Below are 17,890 nucleotides of genomic sequence, written 5' to 3' on the forward strand. Positions count from 1 at the left end.
CTATTAATGTAAAGAAACGCAAAAAGCCGCGAGGATCGCTCCCCGCGGCGTTGTTTTACGCAATTAACAGTTGATGATTTGCCAGCAGCGTCGCCAGATCCGTCTGCACGCCGTTCAGCGTCACCAGGGTGGTTGGCGAGAACTGGCCGCCCGTCCCGTCGAGGTCAACCTGGATCTCGGTGTTGCTGCCGTTCTGCACCACGCGGATGTAGTCAGCAATGTTGCCCGCGCTACTGTCCAGCGTCGCCACGCCGTTCACGTAGCTCGCCGAGCCGGTGCCGGTATAGCCGCTGTCGGAAAGCAGGTCGCGCAGATCGATGCGGTCCGTGTCTGCCGTCCCTTCCCAGGTACCGACGGTAAAGCCGTTCACCACATCGCTACCGTTGCCGCCGGTCGCGTCAGACGCGTTGATCAGCTTATAGAGCAGCGTGTCCTGACCGCCGCTGCCGATGTTGAAGGTGTCGTTACCGCCGCGGCCTTCGAACTGGTTATCACCGCTGTTGCCGGTGATAACGTCGTCATGGTCGGAGCCGTTAATCCCTTCAATATTCAACAACCGTGTGGTACCGAACCCGGTGTCCTGCGCCGTTGAGAGGCGCAAATCAACGGTTATCCCAGAGGTGGCATTGCGGTAATCCACCACGTCCATGCCGCCGGTATTGCTCCAGGTGTCGTAGTCGGAATGGGTATTCCAGCCGCCGGAGCCGTTATAGGTATAGGTCCCATCCTCTGCGATAAAGGTGTCGTTATACCCGGTTCCGGTAATGGTTCCGCTGTGGCCGCCGGTGGCCGCTTCGGCGGTGAGAACATAACCCTCTTTGCCGTTGCTCGCGTCCAGGCCGGTCCAGGTGACGTTATCCGACACGCCGTTGGTGATCTTCACGATCTCCGCCGAGTAGGTTTCGTTCGGATCCAGCCCGTAGAAACTTACCAGCGCAGAGGTATCATTCGAGCCAATGCCGGACTGGGCGTTGATGATCTGCGAGGCCACCAGTACGCCCGCGGCGTTGTACAGATTGACCGTGTTGCCGTAGTAGGCGTTGATGCCCTCGCTATCGACAATGTGCAGATGCATCGCGGTACCGTCAGCGATCTCCGCATTGTTCTGCACCAGCACCACCTTGCCATTCTGCTGAGACACCAGCAGATCCTGCGCACCGTCCCAGTTGTAATCCACCGCGGCGACGCCGGTGACGTTAGCAAGCCCTGACGCCAGCTGGCTTGAAGTCCAGGTTGAGCCGTAGCCGTTGTTGGTGAACAGGGTCGCCGTCTGTGAGCTGCCGTAGGTGCTGAGCTTGATGATGTCCATCTGCCCGTCACCGTTCCAGTCTACCGCCACCGACAGATAGCCCGCCGTGGCGTTAGAGGCTTCCACCGCGCTTTTGGTCGTGGAAAGCTGCCCGGTACCGTCGTTGTAGTAAATCACCCCGCCGTTGTTGTTGTAGCTGCTGCCGAGGTACAGATCCATGTAGCCATCGCCGTTAAAGTCCGCCCACGTCATGGAGGCCGCCGTGGTGGTATTCGAGGCGTTGGCCACAAACACGTTGGTCAGGTTCTGGCCAATGGAAAGCGTACCGTTCCCGTTGTTGTTAATCACGGTGAGCGAGTACGCCCCGCTGCGGTTGGTGTGCTGCACGATGTCCACGGTACCGTCGTTGTTCAGGTCGACGCCGGAGATTTCACGCCCGGAATCGAACTGGCCGTAGAATCCACCTTCCCCGCCGGTGCCGTCCGGCGACAGAACGCCGTTGGTATTCACCAGGTAGGTCAGGGAGTCCATACCGGCATCGCCGTACGCCAGATCAAGATAGCCATCGCCGGTTTTGTCGTAGGCAATTACGCCGCCGTACCAGATGGTGGTCCCCATTGCCAGCTGGCTGGCGGTGTAACTGCTGCCATCGTAGGTCCACATCACCTGCGTAGAACCCGCGTAGGTGTTCTCAGTTGCGAAAATATCCTGGGTGCCGTTACGGTCAAAGTCGGCGGCGGTCTGACTCACCACGTAATAGCCACGGGTGTTGCTCAGCGTATTGCCGGCATAGGTCGAGCTATCGCTGCTGGAGTAAGACTGGCCGTTAGCAATGATATTCCACAGCCCGCTGCTATTGGTGCCCACCGTCATGGTCGAGTTGTTCGAGTTACCCGTCGTGGTCGCCCAGTCGGTATTCACCGAGGTGGTATCGATCACCAGGCTGCCGGTTGCCGTACCAGTGGTGTTACCGTTGCCCGCGCTACTCTTCACCTGCGCGGTTACGTCGTAGTTCGCCACGCTCAGGGCATCGCTGTCCGGGATCTGCAGATACCAGGTATTGTGATCCGGGTCGACTACCACCGCGCCGCCGGTCTGCGACGTATAGGTTTTCCCGTTCACCATCACCACCAGGTATTCCCCATTCACCAGGTCCGCAGACACCGTGCCATTAATAATCGGCGTGGTATCCGAGGTGGTCTGGGCAGTAATCGCCGCCGTGGTGGTCGGGATGCTGGTATCGACGTTCAGCACAAAGCCATCCGATTCCGTGTAGTTACCGACTTTGTCGGTGACGCGCAGAATGTAAGTGTGATTCCCGTCGAGCAGGCCGTTGTCCTGATAGGACCAGCTTGCGCTGCCGTTCATTGTGACCTGACCCAACAAGATCCCGTCCCGGTAAAGCTGCACGATTTCGCCGTCCTCCGGGGCGCGGTTGAGCGTACCGTTGATCAGCGGTGAGGTATCGTCCGTCGCGACTGATGCGCCGTACGTGCCCGTACGTTCACCTTCCCCGTCGGTATAGCTGACCACCGTTCCCACCGTTTCAGGCGGCGTGGTATCAACCGTTACCACCTGCGACGAGGTTGAGCCGACGTTGCCCGCCTGGTCGATGATCCGCACCTGCCAGGTGTAATCCCCGTCCGCCAGATCGCGGGTATCCGTATAGCTCCAGCGCTGGTTAGTGACGGCAGTGTCAATCCAGGTATTGCCGCCGTCGAGGCTGATCTGTACGCGCTCGTCGCTGGCCAGCGCGCTGCCCAACGAGCCGTTGATCGCCAGCGAGGTGTCCATGGTGATGAAATCACTCCCGGACTGCCCGGTATCTTCGCTGATGCTGTCAATGGTGATGCCGTACTGCGGCGCCTGGGTATCCACCGTCACGTCCTGCGTGGTGGTGGCCCCAACGTTGCCCGCCTGATCGACAACCCGCACCTGATAGCGGTAGTCGCCGTCGGCCAGGGTGCGGGTGTCGTTATAACTCCACCGGGTGCCGCTTACCGTGGCGTAAACCCAGGTGGTGCCGCCATCCATGCTCACCTGCACATACTCACCCGCCCCGAGTTCGGCCCCGAGCGTCCCGTTGAGCGTGTACGAGGTCGAACTGGTCAGGAAGTCGTTATTGTCGAAGCCGGTATCGACGGTGATGTTATCCACGGTAACTGTAATCGCCGCATCCGGCGCGACCGTATCGACCGTCACCTGCTGATGAGCGCTGGCACCTACGTTGCCTGCCGCATCCACTACGCGAACGTAGTAGTCATAGGTCTGGTTACCCAGCGTGCGGCCGTCCACGTAGTACCAGCTGTTGCCAGTGACGATCACGTTCTGCCAGGTGACCCCGCCGTCGATGCTGATCTGGGCATATTCGCCGTCGGCCAGCGTTGCGCCGAGCGAGCCGTGCAGCGTCAGGGAGGTATCATTGGTGATAAAGTCGCTGCTGCTCAGGCCGGTATCGTCGCTAATGCTGTCGATAGCGATCGTTTTGCTGGCGTCCGGCGCGACGGTATCAATGGTCACCACCTGGCTGGTGGTGGCGCTGATATTCCCCGCGTCGTCAATCACCCGCAGCTGGTAGTTGTAGTCTCCGTCGGCCAGCGTGCGGCCATCAACGTAGGTCCAGCTCAGTCCGCTGACGCTCACGTCAGTCCAGGTCGCGCCACCGTCCAGGCTGATCTGCGCGTGGTCGCCGCTGCCCAGGGCCGCGCCGAGCGTCCCTTTCAGGCTAATCTGGTTGTCGCTGGTAATGAAGTCGCTGTCGGACAGGCCGGTATCCTGCGAGACGGAATCCACGGTAATGCTCGTCGCCGCAGGCTTCGTCAGATCGATTACCACGTCCTGGCTGTCCGTTGCCCCGACGTTGCCCGCTTTATCAATGACGCGCACCTGGTACGGGTACGTACCGTCCGTCAGGGTGCGGCCATCGGTGTAACGCCAGGTGGTGCCGGTCACGGTCAGGTCAATCCAGGTTGAACCACCGTCGAGGCTGATCTGCGCCTTCTCGTTATTGCCGAGCTGCGCCGATAGCGAACCGTTCACCACCACCTGCTTATCGTTGGTGATGAAGTCACTCGCGCTCAGGCCGGTATCGTTTTGCAGGGAATCAATGCTGATCCCCATTGACGGTGCGGTGAGATCCACGGTGACGCTGTGGTTATCGCTGGCGCTGTTGCCGATGGCGTTGCTCACCTGCGCATTGATCACGTACGAACCGCCGTCCGCCAGCGCGGTCACGTCTGCGCTGCCGACCGTATAGCTCCAGGTGCCGTCATTTTGAACGTTAGCCGTGTAGGTTTTACCGTTAAGCGTAATGGTCACCGTCTGGCCCGCAGGCGCGTCGGTGGTGCCGCTGACAATTAGCGGCGTGCCGTGCTCGGCGGCGTTGACGATATCGTCCTGGGCAAAGGTGTTAATGACGATGGTCGGCACGTCGCCGTTCAGCGTCACGTCGTGTGTTGCGCTGCCCGGGTTACCCGCCTTATCGCTCACCGTAGCCGTAATGGTGTAATCCCCATCGCTCAGGCCGAGGAAGTCGCGGCCCGGCACGAAGACCGACCACGAACCGTCTGATCCAACGGTCGCCTGATAGCTGTGCCCGTTGAAGGAGACGGTCACCGTCTGGCCCTGCTCCGCGGTGGTGGTCCCGCTAATAGTCTGCCCCGCCAGCTGCTCGGCGTTGTTGACGATATCGTCATCGGCCACGGTGCTGATGGTGACGGCTGGTGCGACGGTATCGACCGTTAAGGTATGGGTCGTCTGGCCGCTGTTACCGGCTTTATCGTTGACCACGGCGGTCACCGTCAGCGCACCCTGGCTCAGTGCGGCCAGGTCTGCCGCCGGAACGTCCAGCGTCCAGGTGCCATCGCTGCCGACAAGCGCAGTGTAGGTTTTTCCGCCCAGCGTGACGGTCACCGTCTGGCCTGCTTCCGCGCTGGAAGAGCCGTGTACGGTGAGCGGCTGCTGAGCTTCCGCCGCATTCAGCACGTCGTCGCCCGACAACGTGTTCACGCTAATCACCGGCACGGTGGTGTCCACGCTGATGGTATGCGTCGCCGAGGCGCTGTTCCCGGCGCTGTCCTGCGCCGAAGCAGAAACCTGGTAGCTCGCGCCGTCGGCCAGAGTGCCCACGTCGGCGGCCGGAACGGTGGTCTGCCAGGCGCCGTCGCTCTGAATGGTGGCCGTATAGCTCTTACCATTCAGGGTGATAGTGACCTGCGTGCCGCTGGCGAACTGCGCACTGGAACCGTTGATAACCAGCGACGCGCCCGCTTCTGCCGCATTGATCACGTCATCACCACTGAGGGTGTTGACGGTCAGCGCGACCGATGCGGTATTTACCACCACGTCATGGGTCTGAGTGCTGCTGTTGCCTGCGCTGTCGGTGATAGTCGCGCTGAGGGTTACGGTGCCGTCGGCCAGTGCGGAAATCACGCTGGCCGGAACGCCCACGCTCCAGTAACCGCTGGCGTCAACGGTGGTGGTGTACTGATTCGAACCGATGGTGATAATCAGCTTATCGCCGACGCTGGCGCCGGTTGCGGTGCCGCTGACGATCTGCGCCTGCCCGTGCTCCACGCTGTTGATGACGTCATCACCCGCCACGACGTTATAGCTGACGGTCGGCGGCGTGGTATCAAGCGTAATCGCTTTACCCGCGCTGCCCGGGTTACCCGCGGCGTCACTCACGCTCACCTGCACGGTGTAGCCGTTATCCGCCAGGGCGGACAGGTCTGTGCCCGGCACGTTAACGCTCCAGACGCCGCCCTGCTGAACCTGCGCGGTGTAGCTGTTCCCGCCGAAGGTTACGGTTACCGTCTGACCGACTTCCGCCGTGGTGGTGCCGGAAATGGCCACGCCCGCAGCCGCTTCGCTGCCGTTGATCACGTTGTCGCCTGCGACCGTGTCAATCGTCACGGTTGGCGCGGTGGCATCTACACTGTATTCGCGGCCCGCCGAAGCGCTGTTGCCGTGCGCGTTGGTGATGCTCACCTGCACGCTGGCGTCGCCGTTTTTCAGACCCGCAAGATCCGAGGAAGGCACGTTCGCCGTCCAGTTGCCGTCGGCATCGACTTTGGCGGTGTAAGACTTGCCGCCAAAGGTGATGGTCACGGTCTGGTTCTCTTCTACATTGGATGTGCTGCCGGAAAGCACCAGATCCGCGCCTTTCTCCGCCGCATTAATCACGTCGTCGGTGGCGATGGCATCGATGCTGATTGCCACGGCTGCCAGATCGATGGTGACGTCGTGGCTGATGGAGACCGGATTGCCCGCCGCGCTCTGGCCCGCTACGGTGACGGTCATCGTGCCTGCGGCCAGAGCGCCCACGTCTGCCGCCGGGATCGCCGCGGTCCAGGAGCCGTCTGCCAGTACCGACGCGGCATAGGTCTTGCCATTCAGGGTCACGGTGAGCGTAGTGCCCGCCGCCAGCCCATCGCTTGAGCCAGTGACGATAAGATTCTGACCATGCTCAATGCTGTTGATCACGTCATCGCCCGCCACGGTATCCACGCGCAGCCCCGGCAGGCTGGCGTCGATAGTGATATCGCGCTCGCCAGTTCCCGAATTGCCATGGTCATTAGTGACGGTCGCTGACACCGTTAAATCGCCGTTGCCCAGCGCCGTCAGAACCGACTCAGGCACGTTCACGGACCAGGTCAGATCGCTCTGCACCGTCGCGGTGTAGCTGTTGCCGCCGATGGTCACCGTCACGGTGTTGCCCGCTTCGGCATTCGCCACGGTGCCGCTCAGGGTCTGACCTGCCGCCACTTCCGCCGCGTTAATCACGTTGTCGCCCGCCACGGTGTTGATGGTGACGGTTGGCAGCGCGGTGTCCACCAGCAGGTTCGCGGTGTTGCTCACGCTGTTGCCCACGCCGTTGGTGGCGGTCGCGTTCAGGGTGTAACTGGCCTGACCGAGACCGGCCAGATCCGCCGCCGGAACCGTCAGGCTCCAGGTGCCGTCTGCCGCAGTTGTCGCCGTGTAGTTTTTGCCGTTCAGAATTACGGTCACCACGGTGCCTTCCGTCAGGTTGGCGCTGGTGCCGCTGACGCTCAGGTCCTGCCCTTTTTCAACGGCGTTCAGGACGTTGTCATCGCTGATGGCGTTGAAGCTGACCGACGGCAGACCGGTATCGACGGTCACATTATGCGTGCCGCTGCCGGTGTTGCCCGCCGCGTCGGTGACAGACGCAGTGACGGTCACCGTACCGTCGCTGAGGCCTGAAATCACATTTGCCGGAACGCCCACGCTCCAGTTACCCGCCGCGTCCAGCACGGTGGTGTAAGTCTGGCCGCCGATCGTGACGGTGACCTTATCGCCCGCCGCCGCGCCGGTGGCGGAGCCGCTGATAATCTGTGCCTGCTTGTGTTCAGCCACGTTAATCACGTCGTCGCCTGCCACGGTGTGGATGGTCACCGCAGGAACGGTCACATCCACCATCAGAGTGTGATCAACCGATGCCGGGTTACCCGCCTTGTCGCTGACTGAGGCAGTTACCGTCACGCTGCCGTCGGTTAATCCTGCCAGCTCCGCCGCCGGAACGTTCAGCGTCCAGCTGCCGTTCGCGCTGACGGTTGTGGTGTAATCTTTGCCGTTCAGCGACACGGTCAGCGTCTGGCCTGCTTCGGCGGTGCTGGTGCCGGAGATTGCCAGGTCAGACTGCGCTTCTGAGGCGTTGAGGATATCATCTGTGGCAATCATGTTGATGGTCACGGACGGCGCGGTAGTATCCACGCTGTACTCGCGCCCCGCCGAGGCGCTGTTGCCGTTCACGTTGGTGACGCTTACCTGCACGCTGGCATCACCCTCTTTCAGACCGGTCAGATCCGCAGATGGCACCGTGGCGGTCCATTTACCCTCAGCGTCCACCGTGGCGGTGTAGTTCTTGCCGCCGAAGGTGATGGTGACGGTTTGATTTTCCTCCACGTTCGCAGTGGTGCCGGAGAGCACCAGATCCGCGCCCTTCTCGGCGGCGTTGATCACGTCATCGGAAGCGATGGCGTCAATGCTGATGGCGACGTTTGCCAGATCCACCGTCACATCATGGTTGATAGTCACCGGATTGCCCGCGCTGCTCTGCCCTTCAACGGTCACGGTGACCGTGCCTGCGGCAAGGGCACTCACGTCCGCAGAAGGGATCGCCGCACTCCAGGTGCCGTCTGCCAGCACGGTAGCCGCATAGGTTTTACCGTTTACGGCGACGGTCAGCGCCGTACCCGCCGTCAGGCCGTCGCTTGAACCCGTGATAATCAGATTCTGCCCGTGTTCGATGCTGTTAATCACGTCATCGCCCGCCACGGTGTCCACGCGCAGGCCCGGCAGATTCGCGTCTATCACGATTTCGCGCTCGCCCGTTCCACTATTGCCCACGCCGTTGGTGACGCTGGCTGACACGGTTAAATCGCCGTTGCCCAGCGCGGTCAGCACAGACTCCGGCACGCTAACGGACCAGGTGAGATCGCTCTGCACCGTTGCGGTGTAGCTGTTGCCGCCAATGGTCACGGTCACGGTGTTACCCGCTTCGGCATTCACCACCTTACCGCTGATGGTCTGGCCGGTTGCCAGCTCCGCAGCGTTGATCACGTCGTCGCCCGCCACGGTGTTGATGATGACGCCCGGCAGAACGGATTCCACGTTCACGGTGTGCGAGGTGCTGGTGCTGTTGCCGACGCTGTCCGTCGCGGAGGCCGACACGGTGTAAAGCGCTTCACCCAGTTGCCCAACCTCGCTCGCCGGAACGGTTGTAGTCCATTGGCCATTGGTAGCTACCGTGGCGCTGTACGCTTTGCCGTTGAGCATCACGGTCACCACCGCGCCCGCCGCCAGCCCGGAAGCCGTACCGGAGATCGTCAAATCCTGGGTTTTCTCGGTGTTGTTGATCACATCGTCACCGGACACGGTGTCAATGGTCAGCACCGGCGCGGTGAGGTTGACTTCAACCTCGTGCGTTGTGCTGTTGCTGTTTCCGGCTTTATCGGTCAGCGCCGCGGTGATGGTGTGATCCCCGGCGGTCAGAGTACTCACGTCCGCCGCAGGCACGCCCACGCTCCACTTGCCGGAAGCGTCCAGGGTTGCCGTGTAATCTTTGTTATTGATGGTGACGGTCACCACGTCGCCCGCCTCCGCACCGGTCACAGAACCGGTGACAATCAGCGCCTGCGCATGCTCGGCGCTGTTGATCACGTCGTCGTCGGAAACGGTGTTAATGGTCAGCTGTGGCACTGTGGTATCCACCAGCACATCGCGATCCGCCGAGGCCGGGTTACCCGCTTTATCCAGGACGGCTGCCGTGATGGTGTAATCGCCGTCGGAAATCGCGCCGACATCCGCAGACGGTACGGTGACGCTCCAGCTGCCATTCGCCTGCACGGTGGTGGTGTAATTCTCGCCGTTCAGGGTCACGGTCACGGTCTGGCCCGCTTCCGCGTCAGAGACGCCGTTGATGACCAGATCCTGCTGCGCTTCGGCAGCATTGATGATGTTGTTGTCGCTGACGATTTCAATCGACACCGTCGGCGCGGTGGCATCCACGCTGTACTCGCGGCCCGCAGAGGCGCTGTTGCCGTTTACGTTGGTGACGCTGACCTGCACGCTGGTGTCGCCGTCTTTCAGTCCGCCTAAATCGGCAGACGGTACGGTCGCCGTCCAGTGGCCGCTGGCATCCACCGTCGCGCTATAGGTCTTACCGCCGAAAATGATAGTAACGGTCTGGTTTTCTTCCACGTTGGTGGTCGAGCCGGACAGCACCAGATCCGCACCCTTCTCGGCTGCGTTAATCACGTCGTCGGTAGCGATGGCGTCGATGCTGATGGCGACCGGCGCCAGATCCACCTTCACTTCATGGCTGATGGAAACCGGATTACCCGCCGCGCTCTGGCCGTCAACGGTCACGGTGACTGTACCTGCGCTCAGCGCGCCGACGTCAGCCGCCGGAATAGCCGCCGTCCAGGTGCCGTCCGCCAGCACGGTTGCCGCGTAGGTTTTGCCGTTGACGGTGACCGTCAGCGCCGATCCGCTCGCCAGCCCGTCGCTGGAGCCGGTGATAATCAGGTTTTGAGTATGCTCGATGCTGTTGATCACATCGTCGCCTGCCACGGTATCCACGCGCAGGCCCGGCAGGCTGGCATCAATCGTGATGTCGCGCTCGCCGGTGCCGGTGTTGCCGTGGCCGTTGGTCACGCTCGCTGTTACGGTGAGATCGCCGTTACCGATAGCGGTTAAGACGTCAGACGCCACGTTAACCGACCAGCTCAGATCGTCCTGAACCGTCGCGGTATAGGTGTTGCCCCCGATACCGATCGTGACAGTGTCACCGCTCGCCGCGCCGCTCACTTTCCCGCTCAGGGTTTGTCCGGAAGCCACTTCCGCCGCGTTAATCACGTCGTCGGTGGCAACTGCATTAATGGTGACCTGCGGCAGCGCGCTGTCGACCAGCACGCTATGGCTGGTGTTCGCGCTATTACCCGCGGTATCGGTCACGCTGGCCGTCACGCTGTAGCTCGCTTCGCCCAGTGCCGAGACGTTTGCCGCCGGAACGGTGACGCTCCAGTTACCGCTGGCATCGGTGGTGGCGGCGTAACTGATACCGTTCAGGGTTACGGTGATGCGGGTCCCGTCCGGCTGGTTGCTGGTGCCGGAGACCAGCAGATCCTGACCTTTCTCGGTCGCGTTGATCACGTCGTCAACCGCCAGGGTAGTGATGGCAATCACCGGCGCGGTCAGGGAGACGTCAAACGCGTGCGTCGCGCTGGTGCTGTTGCCCGCTTTATCGGTGAGCGTGGCGGAGATCGTTTGATCGCCGTTAGCCAGCGCGCCCACGTACGCCGCCGGAACGCCCACGCTCCAGTTACCGGCACCGTCCAGCATGGCGGTGTAGTCTTTGCCGTTCAGGGTCAGGGTAATCACATCGCCCGCCTGCGCGCCCGTCACCTTGCCGGTGACAATCAGCGCCTGGCCGTGCTCGGCAATATTAACAATGTCGTCGCCCGCCACAATGTTGAAGGTAATCTGCGGCACGGTAGTGTCGACCAGCACGGACGCCCCCGCGCTGGCCGGGTTGCCCGCTTTATCGGACACGGTCGCCGTGACCGCCGCGCTACCGTCTGCGATCCCCGCCAGATCCGCCGCCGGTACATCCAGCGTCCAGCTGCCGTTTGCCTGCACCTGGGCGGTGTACTGATTACCGTTGAAGGTCACGGTGACCGTCTGGCCTGCTTCGGCAGTAGACGTCCCGCTCAGGGTCAGGTCCTGCGCCGCCTCTGCCGCATTTAGCATGTTGTCGCCGCTGATGGTGTTGATGGTGACCGCTGGCGCGGCGGTATCGACGCTGAATGCCTGCGAGGAAGAGGCCGCGTTGCCGTTCATGTTGGTTACGCTAACCTGTACGCTGGCGTCGCCATCCTTCAGGCCGCTCAGTTCGGCAGCCGGTACGGTGCAGGTCCAGTCGCCGTTGGCATCGACCATCGTGGTCCAGGTTTTACCCGCAAAGATAATGGTAACGGTCTGGCCCGCTTCAACGTTCGAGGAGGAGCCGGACAGCACCAGATCCTGGCCTTTTTCTGCCGCGTTCAGCACGTTGTCGTCCGTCACGCTGTTGATGCTTATCGCCACCGGGGCGAGATCGACATCCACCACGGTACCGATGTTCACCGGGTTGCCGGAGGTATCCTGCGCGCTGGCGCTGATGGTGAGCGCTCCATCCGCCCACCGGGAGACGTCCGCGGCCGGAACCGCAGCCTGCCAGGTGCCATCCGCCAGTACCGAGGCGGAATAACTCTTGCCGTTGATGCTCACGGTGACGGTGCTACCCGCCGCCAGGTCGGTGCTGGTACCGGAGATAACCAGGTTCTGCGCGTGTTCAATAACGTTAATGACGTCGTCACCGGCGACGGTATCAATGCGCAGGCCGGGCAACTGGGCGTCAATGGTGACATCCAGGGAAGACGATCCGGTATTACCGTGCCCGTTCGTCACGCTGGACGAGACGGTCAGGTCGCCGTTGCCGAGCGCGGTTAACTGACTCTGGGTTAACGGCAGGCTCCAGGTGAGATCGTCCTGTACGGTAGCCGTGTATGTCTGCCCGCCGATGATAATGGTGACGGTATCGCCCGATGCCGCGTTCGATACTTTCCCGGTCAGGGTTTGCCCTGCGGCCACTTCCGCCGCGTTAACGATATTGTCGCCCGCGACGTTGTTGAGGGTAACAACCGGCAGCGAGCTGTCCACCAGCACATCGTGCGTGGCAGAGGCGCTGTTGCCCACATTATCGGTGACGCTCGCCGTCACGGTGTAATTGGCTTCACCCAGCGCGCTCACCGCAGAGGCGGGTACGGTAACGCTCCAGTTGCCGCTGGCGTCGGTGGTGGCAGCGTAGTTGATACCGTTCAGATTAACGGTGATGGTGGTTCCTTCCGGCTGGTTGCTGGTACCGGAAAGCAGCAGATCTTCGCCCTTCTCTGCCGCATTGATCACGTCATCCGCTGCCAGCGTATTAATACCGATTACAGGCGTGACTGTATTGACCACCACATCCACTGAACTGCTGCCGGTGTTGCCGGACCGATCGGTCACGGAGACGTTAATGGTCCTGGTGCCGTCCGTCAGCCCCTGAACGACGGACGCAGGCAGGCCGAGGCTCCAGTTACCCGCCGCATCCACCACGGTGGTGTAGTCCACGTTATTGATGGTGATGATGACCAAATCACCCGCCGCCGCGCCGGTGACGGAGCCGCTCAGGATCTGCGCCTGTGAATGGGCCAGCTGGTTAACGGTGTTGGTGTCGGTGACGAAATCGTTGATGGTCACCTGCGGCACGGTGGCATCCACCAGCCCAACGCGGTCCGCGCTGCTGCTGTTGCCCGCCACGTCACTGACGGTGGCCGTGACGGTGACATTGCCATCGGTCAGCGCGCCAACGTCGGCGGCAGGCACATTCAACTGCCAGCGACCGTCCGCCTGGACCGTGGTCTGGTAAGATTTACCGTTCAGCGTCACGGTGACCGTCTGGCCCGCTTCAGCGGTTGTGCTGCCGCTGAGCACCAGATCCTGCTGCGCTTCTGCCGCATTAATGATGTTGTCGTCGGTCAGGTTATCAAGCGTAATGGCTGGCGGCTGCGTATCAACGGTCACCACGCGTGAGGCGTCCGCGCTGTTGCCGTTGACGTTAGTCACGCTGACGCTCACCTGCGCCCGCCCGTCGATCAGCGTTTCCATCGCGCTCGCCGGAACGGTCAGGCGCCAGGAGCCGTCCTGCTGCACCTGTGCGGTAAAGGTTTGATCCGCGAATTTCACCACCACGGTTTGCCCGGCCTCTACGCCCTGCGTCTGACCGGAAAGCGTGACATCCGCGCCTTTTTCCACCGCGTTGAGCATATCGTCAGTGGTGACGGTATCGATGGTGACGGCCACCGCGTTCAGGTCAAGCTCGATCGGGTGTTCAGCCGCCACGGTGTTGCCCCAGGCATCTTCCGCACTGACGCTGACGGTCATGCCTCCCGCCGTCCATGCCTGCAGGTCCGCTGACGGCACGCCAATCTGCCAGCTGCCGCTGGCGTTAACCGTGGTGACGTATTCAACATTATTGATGGTGACGGTGATCTGTGTGCCTTCGGCCAGATGAGTGCTGGAGCCGGTCACGGCCAGATCCTGCTGCTGTTCAATGGCGTTAATCACGTCATCGCCAGAGATCGTGTTCACGCGCAGGCCCGGCAGTTCGGCGTTGATGTTGATATCACGCTCGCCGGTGCCGGTGTTGCCGTGCGCATTGGTGACAGAGGCGCTGAAGGTTAAATCGCCGTCGCCAAACGCCTGAAGGTCGGCCGATGGGATGGTCACGCTCCATTTCAGGTCGCTGCCAACCGTCGCGGTGTAGCTCTTGCCGCCCACGGTGACAGAGACGGTATCGCCCGCCGCCGCGCCGGTGACGCGTCCGCTGAGGGTTTGGTCAACCGCCGCTTCGGCGTTATTGACCAGGTTATCCCCGGCAAAGGAGTTGAGGATCACCTGCGGCAGCGCGGTATCGACCAGCAGATTCGCCTCGGCGGAGCCGCTGTTACCCACGCTGTCGGTGCCGCTGACGCTCACGGTGTAAAGGGTATTCGCCAGATCCAGCACGTCGGAAACCGGCACCTGAACGGACCAGCTACCATTCTCAACGGTGGCCTGATAGTTAACGTTGTTCAACGTCACGGTGACAGCGCTGCCGTTCGGCAGATTACTGGTCCCGCTCAGGCTCAGAGGCTGCATGGCCTCCTGCGCATTCAGGACGTTATCCTGGCTGATGGGGTCAAGGGTGAATTCCGGCGGGTTGCCGCTGAGCGTAATGCCGTGCGTCGCGCTGCCGGTGTTGCCCGCCGCATCGGTCACGGAGACCGAAATGCTGTGGCTACCTTCACCCAGCGCGCCAATGACAGAGGCAGGCACGCCGACGCTCCAGCTGCCGTCCGCCTGGACGACACCGGTAAAGGTCTTGCCGCCAACGGTCACGGTGACAACGTCGCCCGCCGCCGCGCCGTTCGCCTGGCCGGAAATAATCTGAGCCTGCCCCTGCTCGCTGGTGTTCAGAATGTCGTCGCCCGCGACAGTGTTGATAGTGACCACTGGCGCTGCGGTATCGACCGTGAAATCGGCGGTGGTGGAGGCCCCGTTACCCGCTTTGTCGCTGACGTTTGCCGTCAGGGTGTGCTCGCCGTTAGCCATCGCCTGTACTTCACTGGCCGAAAGCGTAACGGACCAGGTGCCGTCGCTGCCCACGGTCGCCGTGTGATTTTTGCCGTTCAGCGTGACCGTCACAATCTGGCCCGCTTCCGCATCGGTTTTTCCGGTCAGCGTCAGCGGCTGATTATGTTCAGCCGCGTTGATGATGTTGTCCTGGGCGATTGTGTCGACAGAAATTGCTGGCGCAGCGGTATCGACGCCAATCGTCTGGCTGCCGGTCACGGTGTTGCCCGCCGCGTCTTTGCCGCTGACGTTGACCGTCCAGGTACCATCGCCCAGCGCCTGCGCGTCAGCAGCAGGCACCTTCACGCTCCATGCGCCGTTTGCCCCCACTTCTGCGGAATAGGTTTTACCGTTCAGCGTGACGGTAAGCGCCGTTCCCTGCGCCAGGTTTTTGCTGGTGCCGGACAGCGTAAAGCCAGCGGCCTGCTCGCTGGCGTTGATCACGTTATCGCCCGCCGTGGTGGCGAGCGTCACGCTGGTATCCGCTGTAGAAACGGTTACGGTAATACTGCCCGCAGAGGTCGTTTTACTGCCGTCGATCTGAACGACGGACCAGGTATGTTCCCCCTCCGCCTGGGTCGGAAGTGTTACCGTCCAGGTGCCGTCCTTTGCGACCATGGTGCTGGCGATGGTGCTGCCGCTGCTGTCTTTAACCTGAATGGTCGCGCCCGGCTGCCCGGTACCGCTGAAGGTTGGGGTGTTATCATCCGTGACCTCTTTTGCACTCAGCACCCCCTGCTTGTCACCCGCGTTATCCGTCAGCAAAAATGTTGGCGTGGCGCTTTCGACTTCTTTCGTATTATCAATAACTTTTGTTTTGGTTTCGCCGTCACCGCCGTGAGCCAGCAGTGCGCCAATCGCACCGCCTCCCAACGCCGCTCCGGCAATCCAGCCCCACGGCGCATCGCTTAAGACGCTTCCCTGCTCCAGAAAAGGTTCAATGCTGCTAATGGGTGCAGCCTGGGCGGTTAATTCGGTGGCGGCAACGCCTGATGCTTCCCCGGCATCGGCAAATGAAATATGCGTCAACTCCTGGTTATCGTTAAATACCAGTTCGGAATGATTATGGGTTTCCGTGTCTTCGACAAAATAATTATTGCAGCGGATCACGCTGCCATCTTTCATATAAATGAGGAGGTCATTCCCCTGGCGGACATAACGCACCACGTCCTGAGCAGAACCCTGAATTTCAATCACGCTCGGCGATGAAATAGAGACCGAGAGATTCCCTTCACCGGTTAATTTCGTTTTTTCTGCCGTTTTTCGAATGATAACATCAACAACTTTTGCGTTACTCATATTCTTCTCCTTGCAGGTGCGCGTATTCCTGTGGTTATGTCCACCAGAGGGATGTAACTATCCCTGGGAAAAACCACCCATTATTGTCTGACTTATTTCGCGCAGAAAGGCGCGCCTTTTTTAACTCAAATCAGGTAATTTCGCGGCAGCGTTTTTCTCTATTCCGATAAGCGGCATGAGATTATCCACCGCGGAGGCGTAATTAATCGCCGCGCTCCAGCCATCGTATTCAGCCATTATTTTCGCTGAGGTGGCAGACCAGACATCCTGCTCCACGCTGAGCAGATCGTTAATGCTGCGCTTGCTCAGGGTATATTCATTTTTGTAGACGTCGCGGGCGCGCAACGCATTTTCCAGCTGACGTTTTCCGGCCTCCATACGTCCTTGCGCCCCGGTCCAGTCGGCCTGTGCTACGGAGGCTTTTTGCAGGACATCAAAACGGGCCTGATCGACCTGAGACGATGCCATTGCCCTTGCGCCCTCGGCCTGACGGACGCGCGCCGAGACCGCGCCGCCCTGATAAAGCGGTGCATCAATATTGAGCTGGATCTGATCATCCCAGTACGCGCGATTATCAGACTCGTACCGGGTGCGGCCCCCTTTCAGGCTTAAGGTTGGCCAGTGCTGTGACTTCGCGGTTTCTACGCCGTACTGGGCTGAACGCTCCATGTTCTGCGCGGCCATCACCGTTGGGATCAGTGAATAATCAATTCGATTGAGAGAATCCGACTCCACGGCCAGACCTCCCGGAACCGGTGAATAGCGTTCAGCCTGTATGCCAGTTAATACCGCCAGCCGCGCGCAGGCGCTGTTCAGTGACGCATTGTACTGCTCTACCGTCGCCTGCATTCCGGCAATACGGGTGCGGGTCTGAAGCTCATCAGAGGTGGAGCTTACGCCTGCATCGGCGCGGAGTTTTGCCAGCTGCTCAACGTTTTTAAGCGCCTGCACGTTCTCTGTTGCCGCCTGTAACAGATCGCTGTAGCGTTTCACTTCCACATAGCTGAGGGCCGTTTTTTCCGCGACGGCAGACATCGTGCTCATCAGCTGGTAGCGATAGCTGTCACGCTGAGCTGAAGACTGGCTGATGCTGTTATTGGTCTTGCCAAAATCGTACACAAGCTGCGTCAGGCTCAGCCCCCAGGCTGCGGAATTTCGCAACGAGCCGCTCGAATCGGTGGTCTGGCTGTGACCCGTACTCCCGTTCAGGGCTATTTGTGGCATCCAGCCACTACGCGCTTCGTCTATTTGTGCCTGGCCAATCCCCAGCTGTGCAGCCTGCTGACTCACCGACGGGTCGCGGTCAAGAGCGAAAAGAATACTTTCTTTCATCGTCATTGCCGCAACGGGAGATATCCCTACCAGACCGTTAGTTGCATGAGCCGCAGTCACCACCAGTGAAATTAAGGTCAGGGAAGCAGATAATCTGAGCATCCTGTTATTGCATTTCATCTTTATAATACCCCCGGACTTCAGGTGATGGCTAAATAATTACCAGGAAGAGGTACAAATAATTCACCCTATTTACCCCACTCCTGTTTGATAAATTCCGCCAATAGTCGCCCACACCCATTTCAATTGAGATGAGAGCCGTACAATCTCTTTTTTTCTTTTAAGAATTTACTT

General features: G+C 60.7%; 2 protein-coding genes. Both read right to left on the reverse strand.

The annotated features are described in order from the left end of the window. Window positions 1–55: 55 nt before the first annotated feature. Window positions 56–16,264, reverse strand: a complete 16,209-nt coding sequence (locus L350_RS16765; RefSeq protein ID WP_032624294.1) for an Ig-like domain-containing protein — start codon at window positions 16,262–16,264, stop codon at window positions 56–58. Window positions 16,265–16,384: 120 nt separating this feature from the next. Beyond that, window positions 16,385–17,698 carry a TolC family outer membrane protein gene (locus tag L350_RS16760; protein ID WP_240183872.1) on the reverse strand — a complete coding sequence of 438 codons (1,314 nt, stop codon included), beginning with the start codon at window positions 17,696–17,698 and terminating at the stop codon, window positions 16,385–16,387. Window positions 17,699–17,890: the final 192 nt, after the last annotated feature.

Source organism: Enterobacter sp. MGH 4 (genome assembly GCF_000534735.1).
GTDB classification, from domain to species: domain Bacteria; phylum Pseudomonadota; class Gammaproteobacteria; order Enterobacterales; family Enterobacteriaceae; genus Enterobacter; species Enterobacter intestinihominis.

Excerpts from the sequence above, each read along its gene's own strand:
- L350_RS16765 (WP_032624294.1), bottom strand. The coding sequence starts at position 16,264 with ATGAGTAACGCAAAAGTTGTTGATGTTATCATTCGAAAAACGGCAGAA.
- L350_RS16760 (WP_240183872.1), bottom strand. The coding sequence starts at position 17,698 with ATGCTCAGATTATCTGCTTCCCTGACCTTAATTTCACTGGTGGTGACT.